The following is a 21,453-nucleotide window of genomic DNA, read 5'->3' on the forward strand; positions in this document are numbered from 1 at the left end:
CTTGGCTGGCCAGTTCCACGAAGACATAATCCTGGTCGTTGTCGGTGCAGACGGCGGCGATGGGAACGACAATGCCCTCCGGAGCAGTTAGTTGAAAACTTGCCTGGGCCGTCATGCCGGCCTTCAGGTTACCAGGGTTGGGCAGGCTGATCTCCACCGGGAAGCGCTGGCCGGTGGCAGCAGCCACTGGACCCACCTGGGTCACCGTACCGGTGAACTCCTGGCCCGGCAGGGCGTCAAGGGTGACAGTTACTTTTTGCCCGGTAGCCAACAAAGGGACTACCTCCTGACCGACTGTTCCCTGAAGTTTCAGGGTGGAAGTGTCGGCGATGGTCAGCAGGGGCAAGGGACTCGTTGGCCAGGATGGCGATGCCAAAGGACCCAGAAACCCGGTTGATGATATTGGTCATGGCCGAGGCGCAGCCGACTAATTCCGCGGGCAGCCCCGCTATGGAGGCCGTCTGGGCAGGCATGGTGGCAAAAGCCATGGCCAGGCTCCGCATGACCAACCAGGTAGCGATGACTCGGCATGATCATGCCGCCGTCTAGGGCCTGAACCACTCGGGCTACGATGAGGGACTGCACGTTCCAGCTCATAGCGCACAGGAGGGAACCGAAGGTAAAAACGGCCAGGGAGAGGGTATAGAGACGCTTAAGGGAACCACCGTTCCCAGGGCCAGCAGGTAAATGGTAACCACCCATTGAATGGTAGTGGTGTTGGTGTTAAAGACACGCATCATGGTCGGGATGGCCACATTGACGATGCTAGAGTCCAGGATGGACATGAAAGCACCGATGAGGGCTACCAGGACGCCAGCAGCCCAGGGTCGCCCCATTCACAAACCTGGCAACCTAGGCCACACAACCCCTCCAACCCTTCAATAGTGGGCGCCAGCCCAGCAGCAATATTTCTACTTTGGCACCTCATAGCTCTTGCCTAACCTAACGCATAATAATAAAGTGATCATCAGGAAGGGATGTCATAGTCTAGGCGCTCGATTTACTACCCGCTCAACGGAAGGAGCATAAAGCATGGCCATTATTAAAGAATTCCCAATTCATGAGGGGTTGCGCGACCTATCCCCCTACATCCCGATAGTGGGCGAGCAAAAAGTTGAGGAACTCATTCGCCTAGCCGAGGACCTCCGGGGAGTGCGCCTCCAGCAAATCAATTCCGCCCGCAAGGGAGGCGGGGTGGCAGAGATGCTGCAGTCGGTCATCCCTCTAGAAAGAAGCCTGGGGCTGGACGTCAGTTGGGAAGTAGTTACTGGTCCGCAGCAATTCTTCCTCTACACCAAGACCCTGCATAATTTCCTACAAGGAAAAGATGGCCTCCCCGACATCCTAGGGGCCAAGTTCTACTGGGATACCAATGCGGCCAACTACCACCTGGTGGATGAAGATGCTGAAGTGGTGCTCATCCATGATCCCCAGCCGGCGGGCTTGATCGAGTTTGCCCCTCCCGAAGTACGAGCCCGGCAAAAATGGCTCTGGCGCTGCCACATCCAGCTAAGCCAAGACCATCACAAGTATATGACCGACTTCCTCCGCCCCCTGATTGAGAAATACGACACCGTGATTTGTTCCTCCAGCCGCTTTCTGCCCCCTTGGGCAGCCGAGTTTACGGTGATACTTCCTTATATAGATCCGCTTTCCGACAAGAACCGCGAGCTTGCCGAAGATGAGATTCAATCGGTTCTTGATACTTACGGGATCGAAGACCCAAAATCCAAACCCCTGATCACCCTGATTTCCCGATTCGATCCCTTTAAGGGCCATACCTACGCCATCGATGCCTTTCTGAAAGTACATGACAAGATGCCCTGCCAGCTCCTCTTGGCCGGCGGCACTGCCAGCGACGATCCGGAAAACGAAAGGATTTTTGCTGAATTGCAGGGGAAGACCGAGGGTATGCCCGATATCCACCTGCTCAACCTGCCGCCTGACAGCCATAAGGAGATCAACGCCTTCCAGCGGGCATCAGCGGTAATCTTGCAGCCATCGCTAAAAGAAGGGTTTGGCCTCACCGTAAGCGAAGGGATGTGGAAAGAGAAGCCGGTCATCGGCGGAGACACCGGCGGCATCCCTGCCCAAATCACCGATGGTTATAATGGCTTTTTGGTCCCGCCCGGCAAAAAGGGCGTCGAGCTCATGGCGGAACGCATCGCCTATATCCTCACCCATCCCAAGATCGCCCAAGAAATGGGCAAGCGGGCTAAGGAGACGGTGCGGGAGCGCTATCTGATTACCCGGGGCATCTGGGATGAACTTTCCACCATCAAGCAGTTGCTCAGGCCCGTCTCCTAACCGGGAAGAAACTAAAAGGGCTAAGAGAAAGATCGGTGGAAATAGCAGGTTAAATCAGGCCTAAATTGGGGTAAAACCGGCCTTAAAAGCAGGAAATTGCCGAGAAAAGTCGAATTGCAGAACCAGTATGGTCAAGGGGAAATAGGTTGACCGGCTGGCGGCCGGCAAGGGTAACCATATCCAAATAGGGGGGTAGTGGAGAGCACATGGGTATTCTGGGGATGATAATCGCCGTAGTCCTCTTCTTGCTGGGCTTGGCTGGCACTGTCTTACCGGTTCTTCCCGGTGCCCCCCTCATTTGGCTAGGAATGCTGGTTTATGGTTTGTTTACCGGCTTTAAGACTTTGGGGTGGCTATTTTTTATAGGCCAGGGGGTAGCAGTAGCTATAACCCTAGCCTTGGATTATTTGGCCACCGCTTATGGCGCCAAGCGCTACGGCGCTTCCAACGCTGCCATCTGGGGCGCAGTGATAGGCCTTGCGGTAGGGGCCTTTTTCGGGCCTGGCGGCATCATCATCGGGCCCTTTGCTGGAGCTGCAGTGGCAGAAATGCTCCGGGGCCGGGATGCCAGCCACGCCCTTCGGGTAGGCTGGGGTACGCTCCTCGGGCTGATCGGGGGAACTGCCCTAAAGCTCCTCATCGAAATCGGGATGATCATCTGGTTCTTCGTGGCCGCGTTCTAACCCTACACCTTGGGCCTTGGGGCATAAGGCTATTCTTCTGACAAGGGCTCAGCAGCGCCAGCGGCACTGGCGCTAGCTGCCACTTCATCCTCCACCGCTACCGGCAGCGTAAAGTAGAAGGTCGAGCCCTTTCCCAGCTCGCTTCTTACCCCCACTCTCCCTCCGTGGCTTTCCACGATGTGTTTGACAATGGAAAGGCCGAGGCCGGTGCCGCCCAACTCCCTCGAGCGGCACTTATCCACCCGATAAAAGCGCTCAAAGATCCGATTCAGGCTCTCCTTAGGAATGCCAATCCCGTTGTCAGCTACCTCTACCCGCACCAAGGGTCCCAAGGGCCAAGCCGAGATGCTTACTTTTCCGCCTTCCTCCGTATATTTGATGGCATTGTCCACCAAGTTCATTATCACTTGCCCCAGGAAGTCATCGCTCACCGCCAGGCGGGGCAAGTCTTCAGGGATCTGCACCGCTAGCTCTACTTTCTTCTTACGGGCCCAGGGGCCGAGCACCGAAAGTGCCCGCCCGGTCACCATCGCCAGACTGGAGCTCCCCCTGGATCTTCCCATCCCTTGATCTTTACGGCTCTCTAGCCGGGAAAGGGTGAGCAGGTCGTCCACCAACCGCTGCAAGCGGTTGGTTTCGGCTTCGATGATATTCAAGAACTTGCGCGCCACCGTCGGGTCTTCTATGGCGCCATCAAGCAGGGTCTCCACAAAACCCTTGACCGAAGTCAAGGGAGTTCGCAGTTCATGGGATACGTTGGCCACAAAATCGGACCGCACCTGTTCCAGGTGCCTAAGCTCCGATATATCACGGAATACCAGCACCGCCCCTTCCACCCGGCCCTGGTCGCCTAGGATGGGGGCTACGTGCACCGTAAAGACCCGATCGTCGGTAGGAAAAAGCTTCAGCTCCTTAGTTAGAGATCGACCCAGCCGCAAGACGTTGCGCACAGCCGAATCCACATCGTGGTTGCGGACTACCTCAATGATGTGTCGGTCCTGGCTGGCAGCAGCTTGGACCTTCAACAGATTCTCGGCTGCCCGGTTGACCAGGATTACCCGGCCGGCCCCATCTACTGCCACTAAGCCATCTTCCAAGCCGGCCAATACTGCATCTAGCTTGTTGCGCTCTTCTGACGTCTCCTGGATGGTGCGCCGCCAGCGGCGGATCATTTCATTAAGGTTGCGAACCAAATCGTCGATTTCGGTGGGGCCAGCGCCAACCAACTGTTGGTCTAAATCCCCTTCGGCTACCTTTCTGGTAGTGGTAACCAGGTAATCCAAATAGCGGGAATCGGAACGCCCCCAAAGGTAAGTCAGCCCTACTACTACTGCCCAGCCTGCCATCAGGCACCAAAACATGCCGTCCAGCAAGTCGGCGCCGATGCTCGCCCCTAGGCTGGGGCTAGGGGTGAGGCCGCCGATGGCACCAGCTACATCCCCACGATATATGGCCCAACGAAAAAGTAAAAAGGCTATCACTACGAAGACTCCGCCCAGCACTAGCTGGCGGCCGATAGCCTTCCAACGCCAAGACTGCACCTGTTAACCCTCCTCGGGCCTAGTATACTTGGCTTCGGCTCGGCCGTCAAATTCGGCCGTTTACAGCTTTGCCCTTGATGCCAGCCGGAGGCTCAACAAAACTGGCCCTCAGGCTCCGGTTCCTTAAACCGGTAACCCACCCCGCGCACCGTTTCGATGAACTGCGGGTTGGCGGGATCGTCCTCCAGCTTTTGCCGCAAGTAACGCACGTGCACGTCCACGGTGCGGGTATCGGCAGGATAATCATATCCCCACACCCGGTCCAAGAGATAGTCCCGCCGCAAGACTCGCCCCGGGTTGCGCATCAGAGTGTACAGGAGCTCAAACTCCTTGGGGGTAAGGTCCACCTTGCGACCGCTGACCGTGACTTCAAAGTAAGAGGGGCGAATGGTCACCGGTCCAACCGAGACTACTTCCTCCTCAGGAAACTCTTTCTTGTCCCCTTCCTGGGCTTGGGCCCGTTCAATCTGGTGGCGGAGCTGGACCTTGACCCGGGCAATGAGCTCCCGGGGGCTAAAAGGCTTGGTTACATAATCATCAGCTCCGATTTCCAGGCCGACTACCTTATCCAGCTCTTCCGACTTGGCAGTTAGCATGATAATGGGAATCGAGCGGGTAGCTTCCTCCGCCCGCAAACGCCGGCAGACCTCCAGTCCATCCAGTCCGGGAAGCATGAGGTCGAGGATGATGAGGTCGATGTTGCCTTCCCGCGCCTTGTTGAGGGCACTTATCCCATCGGCGGCGGTTATGACCTGGTGGCCTTCCCGGGTCAGATTGAAATCTAAAAGCTCCCGAATGTTTTCCTCGTCGTCTACAACCAAGATAGTAGCCACGCGCTGCTGCCCCCTTTAGCCAGCTTGCTCTAAAATTAAGGGCAAATTTATGCTCGTTTTTATGCTAATTGTAACTAGCTCACGTTAATTTAAGATTAACATTAAATCAATTGTATGGGAACCCTCCGGAATTAATTACATATCATTTGTTGCCACAATCTACCAAGAAGCGGAAGTATAAAGCTAGTGCTCGGGGTAACACTAAAAAACGAAGGGGTTCGCAAGGGCTGAGCCCAGATCTTTACAGGGTCTGAAAAGGCTCTGTAAGGTTCGGCCAAAGGCTGGCATCGGGTCGAAAGGCTCGATGTTAGACCGGAGGGAAGATCTTTGGGTGTCCTGTAAGGCTTGGTGGCAGCCTACAGGGTTGCCATCAGGTCAAAAGGGATGCTTAAAGGTCGAGCCAAGATGGTCATGGGTACCGCAGGCTATATGCCTATGTAAGACTTGAAATCCTTTCGGTAGAAAGGCTGTTTTCAAGCCTTAGGTAAGCTTGAGGTTGGTAGCAGCCGAGAGGTTGCTACCAGCTTCTAAGGAGCTCATGATCATCGGACAAAGGTTATTACGGGTTCCGTAATGGTCTATCGCAGCCGAAAGGTTGCGGTGGGCTATGTAGGGATCCGTAGTAGCCGGCGGCAGGTCCTTGCGGGCTCCATTATATAGAGGCCGCCCGAAAATATGGCTTCGGGTGGCTTCTGATTCCTTGATTCTTTCGCAATTCATGACAAAAAGTTAAAGATTTTATTAAGAATGTATTAAGTTCCAAACCTTTGGGTCAGTTCGTCGTTAATAATATAGGGAAGGCAACAGGGGCGAAAAGAGGGGGCTGGGCAAGGAGCAAGGGTCTGGACCAAGAACTGAGCCCAAGGAGCGAGATTAGATCGGATAGGGAAGCTGGGTTAGAGAGCGGAAGGGGATGGAAGGGGGCACTAAGGTGGAGAAAAAGGAAGCCCTATACCTGGCCTTAGGCATTTTGGTGGTCATCACCTTGCTGGCAGTGGCAGCCAGTACAGGGCTGGTTTATCCGTAGATGGTCCATCCGTGGGTGGCCTGCTCATAGCCCGAAGCTGATGAGTCAGCGTGTAATTATGCGAGGGGTCTGGTCGTTACTGGCCAAGGGGCATAGCGCCCGCTAAATGTCCTCATGGGGATCGGCAGCTCGACCAGCGGCAACGGCTGCCGGTCGGCCTTGGGCCGCCAACCCCTCCCACTGGAAGTCGTCGGGGTTTTTGCCGCTAGCTTCGGCCATAGTCTCGCGAGCGGCGCTAGCAGTCCCAGAAGCTGGCGCACTGGCAGCTGCCACACTGGCAGCTGGCGTAGTCCCGGCCCGAGGGTTCTCGGTAGCTACCACCGTACCCCGAAGGCCATTTCGGCCCAACCTTCTTTCCCGTCGCAGCAAAACCTTTCACCCCCTGGAAAAGGGCTTTTTAGCTATAAGTCCTGGCCATCAATCTTGGCCCATGACCGAGTCAATGCCCCGCCTCTGAAACTGAACCCGCAGCTGGCGGATGGTCTCTAGAGGCGCATCCCAACGCACCGCCAGCTCTTCATCGCTTATACCCTGCTTTAAGGCTTCCAAGAAAGCATCAAAGTCGATACCAACTTCGGAGGTCATTTCCTTAAGGCTAGGCAATACTCCCCAGGGAGCCCCCCGCATCTGAATGTCCTCTTCGGCGTTGGGCAGAGGCTTGTTGCCGCGGACGCCGGCCTGAGTAATGAACCCTTCCGCTTCCGAACGGGCATCCAGGGCAGCATGGGTGGCCGATCCCAGGTTCTCGGGCACATAGAGCGGCCGCCTGGCACCACGGGGAAGTTCCAAGGTGGGCTCTTCATCCGCTGAGCCGGTAGCGCCAATGGCCTCCTGGTTAGGCCGGCTAGGGCCAACCTTTCCGTCCAAGTCCAGCAGCTTGATCTTTAAGGACACGGTGGTCACCTCGAGCTTATTCTTCCCGGCTAAGCTAAGATTATCCCCATACCCAGACATCCCCGGGGGCCCAACCTCAGCCTATTGCCGGGCTTAAAGTGGCAATAGAAGGAACTACCCTGGGACCACGCTGTTGCCGGGCATAAAGCTGCTTGCGGTTTTTAGGCGCGGCGGGCAAAGTCTTGCATAAACTGGGCTAGCGCCTGGCAGCCCTCGATAGGCATGGCATTATAGATGGAAGCGCGAATGCCTCCCACCGAGCGGTGCCCCTTTAGCCCCACTAGGCCCTGCTCGGTTGCCTGGCGGACGAACTCCTTCTCCAGGTCCTCGTTGGGCAAGCGGAAGGTTACGTTCATTATCGAACGGCTGTCCTTCTGGGCATGGGGACGGTAAAAGCCCTGATTAGCATCCAAGACTTGGTAGAGAAGAGCCGCTTTCCTTCGGTTCACCGCTTCGATGGCATCCAGCCCCCCTTGGGCTTTTACCCATTTCAACACCAAGTTGACCAGGTAGACGGCGAAGACCGGCGGCGTATTATAGAGGGAATTGTTCTCGGCATAGGTGCTGTAACGCCAAATCACCGGCAGCTTTTCATTCTTGCTGCTAGCTTCAATAAGATCGGAGCGGATGATGACCACCGTGACCCCCGCCGGACCCAGGTTCTTTTGAGCGCCAGCATAAATCAGCCCAAACTGCGAGACATCAAAGCGCCGGGACAAGATATCGCTGGACATATCCGCTACCAAGGGAATGGGGGCGCCAGTATCGGGATCTTTAAACTCCAGGCCCCGAAAGTCCTGCCACTGGGTACCAAAAATGGTGTTGTTGGAGGTGATGTGGACATAGGCGGGCGCCTGGCTGAGTTTGATCTCCGCTGGGGCAGGAATGCGGGAATGATTGCTATCCTTGGTGGTACAAGCCACATGAGCCTCCCCTACGATGGCGGCTTCCTTGTACGCCTTCTGGGCAAAGCTCCCGGTTATCACGTAATTGGCCACCTTGCCCGGGGCTAGGAAATTGGCCGGCACCATGGCAAACTGGGTGCTGGCTCCACCCTGCATAAAAAGCACCCGATAATCCTCGGGAATATCCATAATTTCCTTCAGCAGGGCCTCGGTTTCCTGGTTAATGGCCTCGTATTCTTTAGAACGGTGGCTAATCTCCAGCACCGACATGCCCGTGCCATTATAATCCAAAAGGTACTTTTGTGCTTCTTCCAATACCGGCAAAGGCAAAGTAGCCGGTCCGGGGTTGAAGTTGTAAACTCGAGCCACATTCATTACCTCCCAATTGCCAAAGCAGTAGCCATAGCCCGCAACTTTACTTGGGGGCTGACGGGAAACTATAACCCGAGCCCACCTACTAGGAGGGCTACAGCCAGTCGATTATATTTTTGATTTGGGAGGATTTCGCCCCCGAACCCCGCTTCTCCTGCTCTGGCAATTCTGTCTAAAATCAACTTAAGCAAGAACTAACCTCCGCTCCCAGTTCACTTCGCCTCTAGCTGTCTGGAATGTCCCGCGCGAGACAGGACCGCTTAAAGGAAACTAATAAATCTACTCTCTGTATGCTACAATAGAAGTAACGTCATCTATTAGTATACCAAGAGGAAAGAACGCCACAAGTGCGAAGGATTAAGGGCTGCTATATCCCGGCGATCGGCTACAGCATTTTTCATCAAGGGCGAAGCCAGAAGAGGTATACGAGGTGCTAGAGAACCAGACTTTTAAACCTCTCTGGGTTCGGACCAAGTCATTTGGAAAGTCCCCTGCCTATCTGGTATATGGGCGTACTCTGGCGGGCAGATACCTCCTAGTTCCAGGCATTGTGTTCGAAGATCCGCCCATGAAGGGGATGTTTATGCCAATTACTGTACGTGCTATGACGTCCAAGGAAAAGAAGTTTTACGAAATGCACCGAAAGGATGATCTCGGTGGGTAAGGAGAGAAAACTTGTTCCTGAGTTCCAGAGCCTAGAAGAGATGGCTGAGTTTTGGGATACCCATGATTCCACCGAAGTTGAGGTAGGTAATATTGAAAGTGTCCGATACGAACCCAAGAAAATAGTGCTATCGGTTCGTTTTGATGCCGGTGATATGGTCAATCTTCAGCGTATGGCCAGGAAATTAGGGATGGACCGATCCACCTTTGTACGCTTCGTAGTAAAACAGTACCTAAATCGCCACTATGAAAACGGACAACAGATAATGGAACCCCCAAGCAAGTACAGCCACAACCATAACAACCAAACCAAAGAGTAGTGCTGGTGTACGGAGTCCGCCTGCTTGGACAAATCAACGACCCCGGCTATTGGGACCCTCAAGGCAGTATTTGCTCAAAGGCTGAGCAACCCTGCGCCCCTTTAGGGTGGGTGCCAGGGTTGCTCAGCTAGACCCATTATAATCCAGAAGACAACCGAGGTAGATCTCGGCTGGCGATGACCCGTACCCCAGTGCCGGCTACGTTTTCAAGGATAACCTGCCCCGCCCGGACCGGGGCCTGTACCCGGCACTGTGCCAAGGCTAGCATACAGGCTCGGAGCATCCGCCGAGGAACTGGGCCTTCGGTGCGAACTGGAAGTAAGGGCAGTATGCCTCCGGTCACCGGAACTGTGGTGGCTAGTACCCGAACCGGGTCCTGGATCTCTTGAGTCGCGTACTCTAGTCCCTTCCGGCACTGGGCTCCCAGGGCCTTTACCGGTCGCCCCCCTTCCATGGTTACCTGGACATGGCATCCCAGGGGACAGGCAACACAAATGACCGCCTTGGTTTCAGTTTTGGCCATGGGGTTCCACCTCGATCCGGCATACTAGGTCTTTAGCGCTTATGCCTTTCAGCTCCACCAGCTTCCGCAAGCTCTCCACCATCGCCTGGGGCCTGAGCCGCAGGGAGACCATCTCCGGCGGCTGGACCCGCATCTGCCGCTTGCGAGCCACCAATTGCTCCCCTAGCTTGGCCACCACGTATACATCTTCCTCCGTCTCTACTACCCGGAAGTAAACCTGCACCTCTTCTTCTCCCCAGGCAGAGATGAATTGCGGCACTACGTAGCGAACGTTGCGCCCCGGCACCATGGCAATTGCCTCCGGCTTAGCCCGTAGCTCTCCGCGGCTGTAGCGGGCTGCTTCCCGACCAGCGATTTCTGCCTCCCGGGTCACGTTGTCCACTAAATCGTGGACATGGAGCAGGTTGCCGCAGGCAAAGATGCTAGGCATGCTGGTCTGGCGCCATTCGTTCACCACCGGACCGCCGGTAACCGGGTGGATTTCGATTCCCGCACCCCGGCAAAGCTCGACTTCAGGAATCAGTCCCACCGACAAAAGCAGAGTATCGCAGGCAATAAACTGCTCGGTTCCCGCCACCGGTTTTGAGTTTTCATCCACCGCCGCTATGGTTACTCCTTCCACCCGTTGGCGGCCGTGGACTTCCACTACTGTATGCCTGAGAAGCAGGGGAATGTCAAAATCGTGGAGGCACTGCACCAGGTTGCGCTCCAGGCCTCCGGGGCGAGGCATGATCTCCACCACCGCCTTTACCTCGGCGCCCTCTAAGGTGAGCCGCCGAGCCATAATCAAACCGATATCCCCAGAACCCAGAATCACCACTTGGCGGCCAGGCATCAACCCTTCCATGTTGATGAGCCGTTGGGCGGTGCCGGCAGTGTAGATGCCAGCTGGCCGTTCCCCGGGGATGGCTATGGCCCCCCGGGTCCGCTCCCGGCAACCCATGGCCAAAACTACCGCCTTGGCCCTGATGCTCAAAACCCCATCCTGGCGGTTGACGCACATTAGCGCACATTCCGGCGCCACTGATGGGGCCCCCGAGGGTATAATTTCTAACACCATGGTGTTAAGCTTGACCTCGATTCCTGCTTCCCGTATCCGAGCGATAAAGCGCTCAGCGTATTCGGGTCCGGTTAATTCTTCCTTGAAGTAGCGAAGGCCAAATCCCGGGTGAATGCATTGCTGGAGAATGCCCCCCAGCTCAAAGTCGCGCTCTACTAGCATCACCCTTTCGGCTCCCGCCTCCCGCGCCTTCCAGGCAGCCGCCAGGCCGGCTGGCCCCCCGCCAACTACAGCCACGTCCACCTGCACCGTTTCCATGGCCTACCCCACCTCCTTGGAAGCCAGCGTGCCTTGCCGGTAGTGCGCGCTGTGGTAGTCGCTCAGGGGTGATCCGGCCGAGGCCGGAGTTGCCTTCCCGATCGTTTCCTTTTTTGGCTGTTCTGTCAACAAGCATTTGCTAGCACCCACAAATAGCTCCGATCCTGACCCCTTCTTGGTTAAAGAAGTCGGAGCCACGCCCATCTCCCGAGCCATGATCTGGACCACCCGGGGGGTGCAAAAACCACCTTGGCAACGGCCCATCCCCGCCCGGGTTCGGCGCTTGATGCCGTCTAAGGTCCGGGCCGGAGGGTTACGATGGAGAGCGGCCACTACCTCAGCCTCGGTCACGGTTTCGCAGCGGCAAACTACCCGCCCGTAGGCCGGATCCTTGTTAATCAGGGCCGCCCGTTCCGACCACGATAATTCAGCGAATCGCTGAATACCCTGGCGATACGGGTTAAAACTAGGTTTGGGCTGGAGGGAAACTCCTTGTTCGGCCAGCACCTCCGCCACCAATTGGGCCACTGCCGGCGAGGAAGTAACCCCGGTGGAGCGAATGTTGCAAGCATTGATGAAGCCTTTAAGGTTTGCCACCGGCCCCACCAGGTAATCAGGAGCATTGCCGGCCGCCCGTACTCCGGCAAATTGGGCAATAGCCTGGGAAGGATGAATCCCCGGAACCAGTTTCCTTGCCCCCTCGAGGACCTTGGCCAGGCCAGCAGCAGTCACGGCCCGCTCTTCCTTGTCCTCGATGTTGTCAGCAGTAGGGCCCATCAAGGTGTTGCCGTCGATGGTGGGGGTCACCAGTATGCCTTTACTGATGGGAGTGGGCACGGGCAAGATGATGTGTTCTACCAGGCGCACGGCCTTATCCAGCACCCAGAATTCCCCCTTACGGGGAGTGACCCGGAAATCAGCCAGGCCAGCCTGTTGGGCCAGCCGATCCGAGTACAAGCCACCGGCATTGATTACCCAACGGCAGTTGATGGTCCCACGGTTGGTCCTTACCCCCCGGACCTCCCCTCTGGCCACCATGATTTCCTCCACCTCAGTCTCTAGGAGCAGCTTGACTCCGTTGGCGATGGCGTTTTCAGCATAAGCTATAGTAAGGGTAAAAGGGCAGGTAAGGCTTTCCCGAGGGATCCACAAGGCTCCCAGGGCACTGGGGTTAACCGCCGGCTCCCAAGCCAGGAGCTCATCCCTGCCGATGATCTTGAGATCGTGGACGCCATTGGCCTCGCCAGTGGCTTTAAGCTGGTCCAGCTTTTCCTTCTCTTCCTCGGTCACGGCTACTAAGAGTGCTCCCACCCGCTTAAACGGCACATCTAGCTCCCGGGCCAGGTCATCGAAGAGCCAGTTGGCTTTGACTACCAGCTGGGACTCCAAGGTGCCGGGATGAGCATCAAATCCGGTGTGAACGATGGCGCTGTTGGCTTTGCTGGCACCAGAACCGACGTCGCTCTCTCTATCCACCAGAACTACTTCCAAGTCATACCGGGAAAGCTCCCGGGCTATGGCGCAGCCCACTACCCCGGCCCCGACAATTACTACATCTGCCTCTTTGACTAAGGGCTGCAAGTCAACCACCTCGTTTCTTCCTAAGCTCATGCACCTATATCTCCCATCCCATCGACCTTTCTACGGCCCGCTTCCAGCCGGCGTACAATGTTTCCCGCTGCTCGGGGCTCAACCGAGGCTCAAAGACCTCCCCGGCGGGAAGAGACTTCGCTAGCTGTTCAGGATTCTTCCATATTCCTAGCGCCAGCCCCGCCAGCATGGCAGCCCCCTGGGCGGTAATATCCTGGCTAGGAGCCACTTCTACGGGAAGGCCGAGAATATCAGCCTGAAATTGCATTAGAAACCGGTTTCGGCTAGCGCCGCCATCCGCCGTAAGCAAGGTGAGCGGAAAGCCGGCATCGGCAGCCATGGCCTCCAATACATCCCGAACCCGGTAGGCAACTCCTTCCAGCACCGCCCGTACCAGTTGCTCCCGAGTAGTGCCCCGGGTCAACCCCAGGATGGTACCGCGGGCGGAAGCATCCCAGTAAGGAGCAGCCAGCCCCGCCAGCGCCGGAACCATGTAAACGCCCCCAGTATCTTGCGCTTGCCAGGCCAGGCTTTCACTTTCTTCTACAGTCCGGATCAGGCCCAAACCATCCCGAAGCCATTGCACCGCCGCCCCAGCCACGTAAACCCCACCATCTAGGGCGTAAGCCACCGGCTCCTTCCCTCGGCCTAGATTCCAGGCCACGGTAGTCAGAATACCATGCCGGGAGAGCCTGGGAAGGGGGCCAGTATTCATTAAGACAAAGCAGCCAGTACCGTAAGTAGCCTTGGCCATGCCAGCTCGGAAGCAACGGTGGCCGAAGAGGGCCGCCTGCTGGTCCACCGCCAGGGCCAAAATGGGTAGGGCCGGCGGCGAGCCTAGTGGTCCTGCGTCAGATGCCCATGCCCCCTCCCCCCAAACTTGGGGGCAAATTTCTGCCACATAGCCGCTAGTGGGATGGACTGCCGGCAAACTTTCCCGGGAGACTCCAAATAGGTCCAACAGCTCCTCATCCCAGTCTAAGCGGTGAATGTTGAAGAGCATGGTTCGGGAGGCAGTAGAAACGTCGGTGGCCACCACCCTCCCGCCGGTGAACTTCCATACTAGCCAAGTGTCAGTGGTGCCACAGATCAGGCGACCACCAGCCAGAAGTTCCCGAGCTTCGGGCACATTATCTAAAATCCACTGGATCTTGGTAGCAGAAAAGTAAGGATCGATCACCAGGCCAGTCTTAGCGGCAATCATTTCCCCGTAGCCCTGGCCCGCCAGTTCCTGGCAAAGCTTGGCAGTGCGGCGGCATTGCCAGACGATGGCATTGTACACCGGCCTTCCCGTGAGCCGATCCCAGAGAATAATGGTTTCGCCCTGGTTATCGATGCCCACTCCAGCTACATCTTGCCAGCTTACCCCTGCCCGCCGGTGAGCGTCGGCCAAGCAATCTTTGACCGCAGCCAGGCTCCTGCGCCAGATCTCCTCCGGGTCCTGCTCCACCCAGCCCGGCTGGGGAAAGATCTGCGGGATTTCCTGAAAGCCTCGACCCACCACTTGAAGATCGCCATTGAACAGCACCGCCTTGGTGCCGGTAGTCCCTTGATCAATAGCTAAGAGTAGTTCGGCCATATTTTAGCCCCTTCCAAATCCCAATCAGGGTGCTTCCGAAACATTTCCCATGCCAGGGCGCCGCCGCTCCATCCTGCCATGGCCACCGGCACGTCGGCTAGCGGCTTAGCTCCTCCACGTCCCGCCACCACTTGACCCTTTCCCCGACCTTGGCCCGCATCCGCCACTTCATCGGTTTTGGTTCTTTCTCCATGAACTCTAGGAGCCGGTCCACCTTAGTAAGGATATCGTCTTTATCGGCTTGGCCCAGCTGTTCATAACCTTTTGCCATTTCCTTAACCTTGGCCAGATTGATGCTCATGGTCTTCCACAAACCCCACTCCTGGGCACAGAGCTGGGCAATGACCTTAGCATTGATAACCTCATCATCGCTGGTCCCCACCGGGTGCTCCCGGAGCAGCATGATGGTGTCGATAATGTCCTTCTCATTGATCTGCACAATCTGCATCTTTTCCACCACCAGCTCCGCCAAGGGCAGGCTCAATGGGTCTACTTCTAGCCGGCCCCGCAAGGGCAGGTCGTGGCAAAACTCCATCTGGTCGATGAACACGTCGCTGTGGCGGCCATTGACGTGGTCGTAGAAAAGCAACCGGCGTTGGCCAAACAGCCGAGCTACCATAAAGTCCTCTTCGTAGCCCAGGTCAGAAAAAAGCTTCTTGATCTCGGGAATATGTTCCCGATAGGAAGCAAAATCAATGTCGGTAAACTGACGTCCCAAGGAAGCCTGGAGGTAACAGTATTGGGGACAGTGGAGATGAAAGGCCAGCGCCCCTACCAAGCGGAGCAAAACCCCCCGTTGGGCCGCGGCCCTACGAATCCGTTCCACCTCCAGTTTAAAATCAGCCTCGGGAAGCCCCCAAGGGCTGGATGCATCCTTTTTATCTGGCTTCTGGCTCAAAAGGCTCACCTCCCCCACCCCTAACCGGAAATCAAAAGATGCCCTTGGACCTTGCCGTTTTTCAAGTTAACCAAGGCCGCCCGCAGGATGCCCTCGGCATACTCGCTGCCGGGATTGAGGCAGAGGGTGCTGCCGATGCGCTCAAAGCCCCGCCCTTCATGGACGTGCCCGTGAAGCCCAAGGAGGGGCTGATATTTCTCTATGGCCTCCCGTACCGCCGTACTTCCCACCGACTTCATGATGATCTGGCCGCCTCGGTGCTGGATCTTAAGGTCGTCATCCAAGGCTGGGGCCTGATCAATCTTGGTGCCATAGGGCGGGCAGTGAAAACAAAAGGCGCTCTTATGGGGGTCGGGGCAGGTAGCTATGGCCTCCTCCAGCTTGGCCGCTAGCTCCTCCTCGGGCACATCCCGGTAACAGTGCCAAGGGGTAACATTGTTCCAGCCCACGCAGATAACCGAGACTCCGTCCTCAAGGCTTATGGCCCGCATGTCGCCGTTGGCCACATAATCGGAACCAGAGATGATCTCATCGATAAAGAAGGGATCATCATTTCCCGGCATGGCTATACACTTGACGCCCCTGGGGGCCAAGTGCTGTTTCAAGAGGGCTAACCATTCTTCCAGGCGTTGGCACATGAGCTGCCGAAACAGAGCCTGCACCCGGCCCGGATCGGCATTGATAGCCTCTGCCTCTTCCGGGGTAGTGACATAGTGATAGAACCCCACCGCCCCAATTTTCTTTTCCAACTCCGGCAGCTCAGCCTCGTTCTTAGCGGTGTGCTGTACATTAAAGATGTAGGCTTTGTAAGAACCATCCGGCTGCCGGGCAATGGGTACTATCCCCTTGCCGGTAATGTCCCCGCCTACAATTACCACGTTGGCCTGGTAGGTAAGGGCGGCGCTAATGAATTTACGAAAAGCCAGATCCGAACCATGAAAATCGGTACCAAAAAGTATCTTGGTGACTGCCAGCGTAGCTCCCCTCTTTCTTACTTCCTTTCTTTATTGCCGGTTCCCATTTTTGGTCCCAGCCGCCCGGTCTGGCCCAGCCCTCTGCTTAGGCCCAAGAACCAAGGACTTAAGTTCCCGCCACTGCTCAGACAGGTAACCGCCCGCCCATGAGTGCTAGTCTTCAAAGCCTATGCTGAGTCCTGGGCCAGCCTCCGGTACAGCCAAGGTACCTTTCCACTACCTTTATGATTTATACTGGCGGTATGGATTTAAAGGTCATGAGGATGTCCATCCCTTCCTTCTGTAGACGGTACCAGCGGGCGATGTAGAAGACCACTAGCCCTGACAACAAGAGCAACCCTAGGGTAGTCAGCGTTCCAGCGCTCACGTGGCCACCTACGGCCGGGAAGAGGAACGAGGCTACGATCATCCAAAGCAAATAGGCCAAGGTAATCACGCCTACTATGGTCATCAGGGGAATGCCGGCTACCTTTCTAGTTACTAGGGAGGGGCCGGTTTCCCAAAGTTCCCGTTTGACATAGGGGTAAATAATAGCGGCCAGCACCGGCACAGTTTGAACCACCGCAGCAAACAGGACGAAGTTGATCTGGACAAAAATGGTGGTGGTCTGGCTGAGGTAAACCCCTAGCTCCGAGATCAAGGCAATGATGGTAATGGCTACCACCGGGGCGCCGGTCTTGGGGTTAACGTAAGCTACCTTTTCCGGCAGGATCCGGTCAAAAGCCCAAGCAAAGATAATGCGGCTGCAGTAGAAGAAATAGGACATGGCCAAGTTGATGAGCGTGTATACGAAACCGATGAAGATTATCCCGTTGACCAACATGCTTGGCTTGAGGATGCCGGCGTAGAAAGTTATAAAGGGCAAGGCGTGGAGGGCATCGGGGGCATTATAGAAGATATACCCCTCGGCCGCCAGCCACTTAAGCGGCACCAAGCGCTCAAGCAGGATGGCTCCCACTACAAAGACGGCCCAGGTAAGGATCAGCGATCCCCAAGAGCTGATCAACAAGGTTTGGGGAGCATTTTTAAGCTCTCCCGCAAAGAAAGTGGGGATGTAGTAACCATAGAAAATCCAGAATCCCATGATCAAGCCGGCCATGGTCATGGTAGCAGTGGAGCTGGAAAACTGCATGCCTTGGGCCTCGGCAGTAGGTATAACTTTGGCGTAGCTTCCCGCCCCCATAAACTTATCCCAGGCCGCCTGAAAAGCCGAAGGATCGGAAGTGCTGCCCAAAGCAAAATAGATGGCCGCCCAAGCAGCGAGCCCCAGGATTACCCCCCATTGCATTATGGCGACAATGCGCTTAGTAGGAAGCAGCATGCATACATACGTGATAGCCACGCACAAAGTGCCGATGATAAGCACCCATTCCCCCCGAGTCACGGTCTGGCTCCACAGAAGAGCAGTCTGGCTGCCAAACATGGTGCCCCAAGACCATAAGAAGCTGGAAAGGACCGACGATGGTATCCAGGCAATCAGCGAGCCGCTGACCAAGGCGCTCATTATTACCAGGGTCCAGCTGCCCATGAAGGCCGGTACCGGGTGGATGACCCGGCTAGCCAGAGCATAGTCAGCGCCAGAGCGCGGCATAGCCGCCCCGATGGAGCTATAGGTGTAAGCATGAAACAGGCAAAGGATCATGGCAATGGTGAGAACCCCGATGATACTGCTTCCCGGCCAAAGCGAAGGCACCCAAGCGTAAGGAATGAGGCCGGAGGATGATAAGCTAATACAAGCTACCCCGAAGGATAAGGCTCCAAACCATCCAATCGTCCGCACCAGACCAGAGGTTTTGCGGACAAACAACCTGGTCTCCGAATGCACTTCTTGCACCTCCCAGATGACTTTTGCACCTATGGACCATGACTTTCCTACCGTTTGGCCTCTCGTCTGCACCCGTCTACTGCCCTCTGCCTACTCCTCTTTCACCTCCTTGCCCCCGGGCTTACTCACCCTAGCTACCAGCACTTCCACCCCCTTATCCCGGAATTCCGCCAGGGCTTCGCCATCGATGCCATCGTCGGTAATAAGCTTGTCGATGCGGCTGATAGGCACCACCGAGGTAAAGGCCACGTGACCAAATTTGCTGTGGTCTGCGACGACGATGACTTCCTTGGCCCGCTCCACCATTAGGCGCCGAACCTGAGCTTCGGGCAGGATGTAGTCGGTAATGCCTTCGGCCACGGTTATTCCGCCAGCCCCGATGAAAACCTTATCCACGAAGAACTGCTTTAACGCCTCCTCCGCCAAGGGACCGGATAAAGCCAGCTCGCCCTCTCGTACTAGGCCGCCGGTAAGGTAGACGCTGATCCGCCCTCGGCCCACCAGCTCAGTGGCAATGGGAATGGAACTGGTAAGCACGGTGAGCTGGTGCAGGTGCCGGAGATGACGCGCCACTTCTAAGGTGGTAGTGCCAATATCCAAGCTGATGGTCTCCCCTTCCCGTACCAAGCTGGCCGCCAAAGCCCCGATGGCTCGCTTTTCGGCCACGTTCTTGCCCTGGCGCACCCGGATGGGAGGTTCAATGCCGCGGCCGTTGATCAAGGTGGCTCCGCCGTAAACCCGGCGCAGATGCCCCTCCTTTTCCAGCTTCTCTAGATCGCGCCGGGCAGTTTCCCCCGAAATCCCTATACCTTCGCAGATTTCCTGGGTAGTGATTAGCCCTTTAGCATGCAAACGGTCAAGAATCCAAACATACCTTTCCTCGGCTAACACTGTTTTAACCACCCCTGGTTTCGCCAACGTTGGCTTGGAATACCTGTCTAACCTATGCTTTCCGCCTACGTCGGCAGATTGTCTGGTTGCCTGCTTAGTTGTAAAGCTACTGCATATCGCTTGCCTGTTTTTATTTATTTCTACGATATTTTCTATATTCCTGCTTGTTGTCGTAAAATTTTGCTTATGCAAAGATGCTAACATGTAACACTTTGGGCCAAGAGGGGAGGGCCTGCTTCCACTCCTCCCCTCGAAACATCCTATACAGCCTTTTCTCCTGTTTCCCCGGTACGGATGCGGATGGCATCCTCGATGGAGGAGATGAAGATCTTGCCATCGCCCACCTCCCCAGTTAAGGCTGCTTTCCGGATCAGGGCTGCTATCTTGGTTGCTTCTTGGTCACCTGCCACTATCTCGATTTTTACCTTGGGCAGAAATTCGATTTTATACTCCCGCCCCCGGAATTGCTCGCTTAGGCCCTTCTGGCGGCCGTGTCCTTCCACGTGAGTTACCGTCATCCCCGGATACCCTGAGTTCTGCAAAGCTTCACGTACCTCCTCGAATTTTTCCTCGCGCACCACCGCTTCAACTTTCTTCACGCCTCTTCCCCCTCTCTTACAGCCGGTGCCCCGGACACTCGCCCAGGGTTTACCGATATTCCCTTCACCGCCCCTATACTTCTAACTTACCTGACGCTGGTGCTGGATGAATTCCGGATAAGCCTGGGCTCCATGCTCAAATATGTCCAAACCCTGTAGTTCTTCGGCCGGGGATATCCTAATACCAAAGGCCCGGTCCATCAGCTTAAAAAGCACAAAACCCAAACCGAAAGCCCAAGCTACAGCTACGCCGGCGCCGGTGAGTTGAGCAATCAATTGCCCGGTTCCACCGCCATAGAAAAGGCCGGTAATAAGTGGAGCTTCGGTAGTGTAAAGACCGTAAGTGCCGTCGGCAAAGAGCCCTACGCTGATGAGGCCCCACACCCCGTTTACGCCATGGACTGATACTGCTCCTACCGGATCATCGATCCTCCGGCTCTCAAGAAAGTAAACTGAACCCACTACCAGAAGTCCGGCAATTAAACCGATAACTACTGCTGCCCAGGCCTCTACCCAAGCACAGGGAGCAGTGATGGCCACCAAGCCACCCAGGGTTCCGTTTAGAGCCATGCCAAGGTCCCACTTCTTGGTCTTAAGGTAGACCACCAGGAGAGCGGCAGCGGCTCCAGCAGCTGCGGCTAGGTTGGTGTTCACCGCCACCACTGCGGTCCGCAACTGGTGAGCACTGAAGGTGCTGCCCGGGTTAAATCCAAACCAACCAAACCAGAGGATAAAGACCCCCAGGGTAGCCAGGGCTAGATCGTGACCGGGGATAGCCCGGGGCTTACCATCGCGACCGAATTTCCCAAACCGGGGACCGAGCACCATAGCTCCGGCTAGGCCCAGAAACCCACCTAGGGTATGCACCACTCCTGAACCAGCAAAGTCCACATGGCCGGCTCCGAAGGGAAGCTGGCTAAGCCAGCCCCCGCCCCAGACCCAGTGGGCGTAAATGGGATAGATGAACAAGCTTACCGCCAAACTATAAATTAGGTAGGCGGAAAACTTGAGCCTTTCGGCCACAGCGCCCGAGACGATGGTAGCAGCGGTACCGGCAAAGACTAATTGCCAGAAAAAGTCCAGATAGGTGCTTACGTCATAGGCTTCGCCGTGCAAAAACCATTTACCGGTTCCAATCAGGCCTAGAAAGTCGGTTCCCTTCATCAATCCGTAGCCTATGGCAAAAAAGGCCAGCGATGACAAGACAAAATCGATCAGGTTTTTGCTAAGGAGGTTGGTAGCATTTTTGGCCCGGCAGAACCCGGTCTCCACCATGGCAAAGCCAGCCTGCATGAAAAAGACCAAAAACCCGGAAACCAAAACCCACACGTAGTCGGCAGCCAAGCCCTCGTTTTCGGCCAGCGTCCGGGCTCCGCCCGGATCGGCCGCCCAAGCCGGTAAGGCCAAGGCCAACACTCCTACTACCGCTAAAACCAGGATCCGTATTAACCGCTTCATATCGTTCCTCCCCCAGATCTCAATGATTGTCGCTTCCGAAACGTTTGCTATGCCGGGGCGCTGACATCGGCTTAAGTTCAAGTCCCGGTTTCTCTTTTCAAGGTAGGTCACCTCCTCATCGGCTTTTTAGGAAAAACAAAGGCGCCCTTAAGCAGCCGTCTATGGCTGCTTAAGGGCGCCCATGCCCTTTCCTCTTCTGTGCCCTTCCCGAGCACCCTATTATCGCTCCCCGCCTTACGCCGGCAGGATCCAA

20 protein-coding genes and 2 pseudogenes are annotated in these 21,453 nt (G+C 56.1%); 5 read left to right on the forward strand and 17 right to left on the reverse strand.

The window, feature by feature from the left end:
* Positions 1–376 (reverse strand): annotated as a pseudogene (locus H5U02_08070) (HlyD family efflux transporter periplasmic adaptor subunit).
* On the opposite strand from H5U02_08070, the gene H5U02_08075 reads away from it, so the two are divergent.
* Complete coding sequence (locus H5U02_08075) at positions 370–549, forward strand: hypothetical protein (GenBank protein MBC7342394.1); 180 nt, start codon at positions 370–372, stop codon at positions 547–549. The pseudogene H5U02_08070 and the gene H5U02_08075 overlap by 7 nt on opposite strands.
* Here the strand turns inward: H5U02_08075 and H5U02_08080 are convergent.
* Positions 523–836, reverse strand: a pseudogene (locus H5U02_08080) (MFS transporter). The gene H5U02_08075 and the pseudogene H5U02_08080 overlap by 27 nt on opposite strands.
* Positions 837–1,032: 196 nt before the next feature.
* On the opposite strand from H5U02_08080, the gene H5U02_08085 reads away from it, so the two are divergent.
* Positions 1,033–2,307 carry a glycosyltransferase gene (locus H5U02_08085; GenBank protein ID MBC7342395.1) on the forward strand — a complete coding sequence of 425 codons (1,275 nt, stop codon included), beginning with the start codon at positions 1,033–1,035 and terminating at the stop codon, positions 2,305–2,307.
* 206 nt (positions 2,308–2,513) lie between these two features.
* Positions 2,514–2,990 carry a DUF456 domain-containing protein gene (locus H5U02_08090; GenBank protein ID MBC7342396.1) on the forward strand — a complete coding sequence of 159 codons (477 nt, stop codon included), beginning with the start codon at positions 2,514–2,516 and terminating at the stop codon, positions 2,988–2,990.
* A gap of 29 nt (positions 2,991–3,019) precedes the next feature.
* Here the strand turns inward: H5U02_08090 and H5U02_08095 are convergent, their stop codons facing one another.
* From H5U02_08095 to serC, 5 genes are all read right to left on the reverse strand, one after another.
* Positions 3,020–4,531 (reverse strand): PAS domain-containing protein, encoded by a 1,512-nt coding sequence (locus H5U02_08095; GenBank protein ID MBC7342397.1) that lies wholly within the window; start codon positions 4,529–4,531, stop codon positions 3,020–3,022.
* A 92-nt stretch (positions 4,532–4,623) separates the two neighbouring features.
* On the reverse strand, positions 4,624–5,364 hold the full coding sequence (locus H5U02_08100; protein ID MBC7342398.1) for a response regulator transcription factor: 741 nt from the start codon (positions 5,362–5,364) through the stop codon (positions 4,624–4,626).
* A gap of 1,129 nt (positions 5,365–6,493) precedes the next feature.
* On the reverse strand, positions 6,494–6,760 hold the full coding sequence (locus H5U02_08105; GenBank protein MBC7342399.1) for a hypothetical protein: 267 nt from the start codon (positions 6,758–6,760) through the stop codon (positions 6,494–6,496).
* A 48-nt stretch (positions 6,761–6,808) separates the two neighbouring features.
* Positions 6,809–7,018 (reverse strand): helix-turn-helix domain-containing protein, encoded by a 210-nt coding sequence (locus H5U02_08110; GenBank protein MBC7342400.1) that lies wholly within the window; start codon positions 7,016–7,018, stop codon positions 6,809–6,811.
* 428 nt (positions 7,019–7,446) lie between these two features.
* On the reverse strand, positions 7,447–8,565 hold the full coding sequence (gene serC / locus H5U02_08115; GenBank protein ID MBC7342401.1) for a 3-phosphoserine/phosphohydroxythreonine transaminase: 1,119 nt from the start codon (positions 8,563–8,565) through the stop codon (positions 7,447–7,449).
* A 427-nt stretch (positions 8,566–8,992) separates the two neighbouring features.
* Between serC and H5U02_08120 the strand changes: the two genes are divergently transcribed.
* Together H5U02_08120 and H5U02_08125 are read left to right on the forward strand one after the other, a co-directional pair.
* Complete coding sequence (locus H5U02_08120; GenBank protein ID MBC7342402.1) at positions 8,993–9,226, forward strand: hypothetical protein; 234 nt, start codon at positions 8,993–8,995, stop codon at positions 9,224–9,226.
* The gene (locus tag H5U02_08125; protein MBC7342403.1) at positions 9,219–9,545 is read left to right on the forward strand and encodes a hypothetical protein; all 327 of its coding nucleotides are present in this window, start codon (positions 9,219–9,221) and stop codon (positions 9,543–9,545) included. Before H5U02_08120 ends, H5U02_08125 begins: the two co-directional genes overlap by 8 nt.
* Positions 9,546–9,681: 136 nt before the next feature.
* On the opposite strand, the gene H5U02_08130 is transcribed toward H5U02_08125, so the two are convergent.
* The 10 genes from H5U02_08130 to H5U02_08175 all read right to left on the reverse strand — a co-directional run bounded on the left by H5U02_08130 (position 9,682) and on the right by H5U02_08175 (position 21,200).
* Positions 9,682–10,068, reverse strand: a complete 387-nt coding sequence (locus H5U02_08130) for a DUF1667 domain-containing protein (GenBank protein ID MBC7342404.1) — start codon at positions 10,066–10,068, stop codon at positions 9,682–9,684.
* Entirely contained in the window at positions 10,055–11,386 is a 1,332-nt protein-coding gene (locus H5U02_08135; GenBank protein ID MBC7342405.1) for an FAD-dependent oxidoreductase, read from the reverse strand. Before H5U02_08135 ends, H5U02_08130 begins: the two co-directional genes overlap by 14 nt.
* Positions 11,387–11,389: 3 nt before the next feature.
* Entirely contained in the window at positions 11,390–12,997 is a 1,608-nt protein-coding gene (locus H5U02_08140) for an NAD(P)/FAD-dependent oxidoreductase (GenBank protein MBC7342406.1), read from the reverse strand.
* A 4-nt stretch (positions 12,998–13,001) separates the two neighbouring features.
* A complete protein-coding gene (gene glpK / locus H5U02_08145; protein ID MBC7342407.1) occupies positions 13,002–14,555 on the reverse strand; it encodes a glycerol kinase GlpK in 1,554 nt (517 codons plus the stop codon).
* Between the two features lie 97 nt (positions 14,556–14,652).
* Complete coding sequence (locus H5U02_08150; GenBank protein ID MBC7342408.1) at positions 14,653–15,453, reverse strand: hypothetical protein; 801 nt, start codon at positions 15,451–15,453, stop codon at positions 14,653–14,655.
* A 20-nt stretch (positions 15,454–15,473) separates the two neighbouring features.
* The gene (locus H5U02_08155) at positions 15,474–16,331 is read right to left on the reverse strand and encodes a metallophosphoesterase (GenBank protein MBC7342409.1); all 858 of its coding nucleotides are present in this window, start codon (positions 16,329–16,331) and stop codon (positions 15,474–15,476) included.
* 325 nt (positions 16,332–16,656) lie between these two features.
* Positions 16,657–18,252: an APC family permease gene (locus tag H5U02_08160; protein MBC7342410.1), complete on the reverse strand. Its 1,596-nt coding sequence runs from the start codon at positions 18,250–18,252 to the stop codon at positions 16,657–16,659.
* Between the two features lie 90 nt (positions 18,253–18,342).
* Complete coding sequence (locus H5U02_08165; GenBank protein MBC7342411.1) at positions 18,343–19,143, reverse strand: DeoR/GlpR transcriptional regulator; 801 nt, start codon at positions 19,141–19,143, stop codon at positions 18,343–18,345.
* A gap of 260 nt (positions 19,144–19,403) precedes the next feature.
* Positions 19,404–19,742 carry a P-II family nitrogen regulator gene (locus tag H5U02_08170; GenBank protein ID MBC7342412.1) on the reverse strand — a complete coding sequence of 113 codons (339 nt, stop codon included), beginning with the start codon at positions 19,740–19,742 and terminating at the stop codon, positions 19,404–19,406.
* 81 nt (positions 19,743–19,823) lie between these two features.
* Positions 19,824–21,200, reverse strand: coding sequence for an ammonium transporter (locus tag H5U02_08175; protein MBC7342413.1), 1,377 nt, complete (start codon positions 21,198–21,200; stop codon positions 19,824–19,826).
* Between the last annotated feature and the right edge of the window lie 253 nt (positions 21,201–21,453).

The organism is Clostridia bacterium (assembly GCA_014360065.1).
Lineage (GTDB): Bacteria > Bacillota > DSM-521 > Neomoorellales > JACIYF01 > JACIYF01.

Coding starts and splice junctions, on each gene's coding strand:
- H5U02_08075 (MBC7342394.1), top strand. CDS start 370: ATGCCAAAGGACCCAGAAACCCGGTTGATGATATTGGTCATGGCCGAG.
- H5U02_08085 (MBC7342395.1), top strand. CDS start 1,033: ATGGCCATTATTAAAGAATTCCCAATTCATGAGGGGTTGCGCGACCTA.
- H5U02_08090 (MBC7342396.1), top strand. CDS start 2,514: ATGGGTATTCTGGGGATGATAATCGCCGTAGTCCTCTTCTTGCTGGGC.
- H5U02_08110 (MBC7342400.1), bottom strand. CDS start 7,018: ATGCGGGGGGCTCCCTGGGGAGTATTGCCTAGCCTTAAGGAAATGACC.
- serC (MBC7342401.1), bottom strand. CDS start 8,565: ATGAATGTGGCTCGAGTTTACAACTTCAACCCCGGACCGGCTACTTTG.
- H5U02_08130 (MBC7342404.1), bottom strand. CDS start 10,068: ATGGCCAAAACTGAAACCAAGGCGGTCATTTGTGTTGCCTGTCCCCTG.
- H5U02_08135 (MBC7342405.1), bottom strand. CDS start 11,386: ATGGAAACGGTGCAGGTGGACGTGGCTGTAGTTGGCGGGGGGCCAGCC.
- H5U02_08140 (MBC7342406.1), bottom strand. CDS start 12,997: ATGAGCTTAGGAAGAAACGAGGTGGTTGACTTGCAGCCCTTAGTCAAA.
- glpK (MBC7342407.1), bottom strand. CDS start 14,555: ATGGCCGAACTACTCTTAGCTATTGATCAAGGGACTACCGGCACCAAG.
- H5U02_08175 (MBC7342413.1), bottom strand. CDS start 21,200: ATGAAGCGGTTAATACGGATCCTGGTTTTAGCGGTAGTAGGAGTGTTG.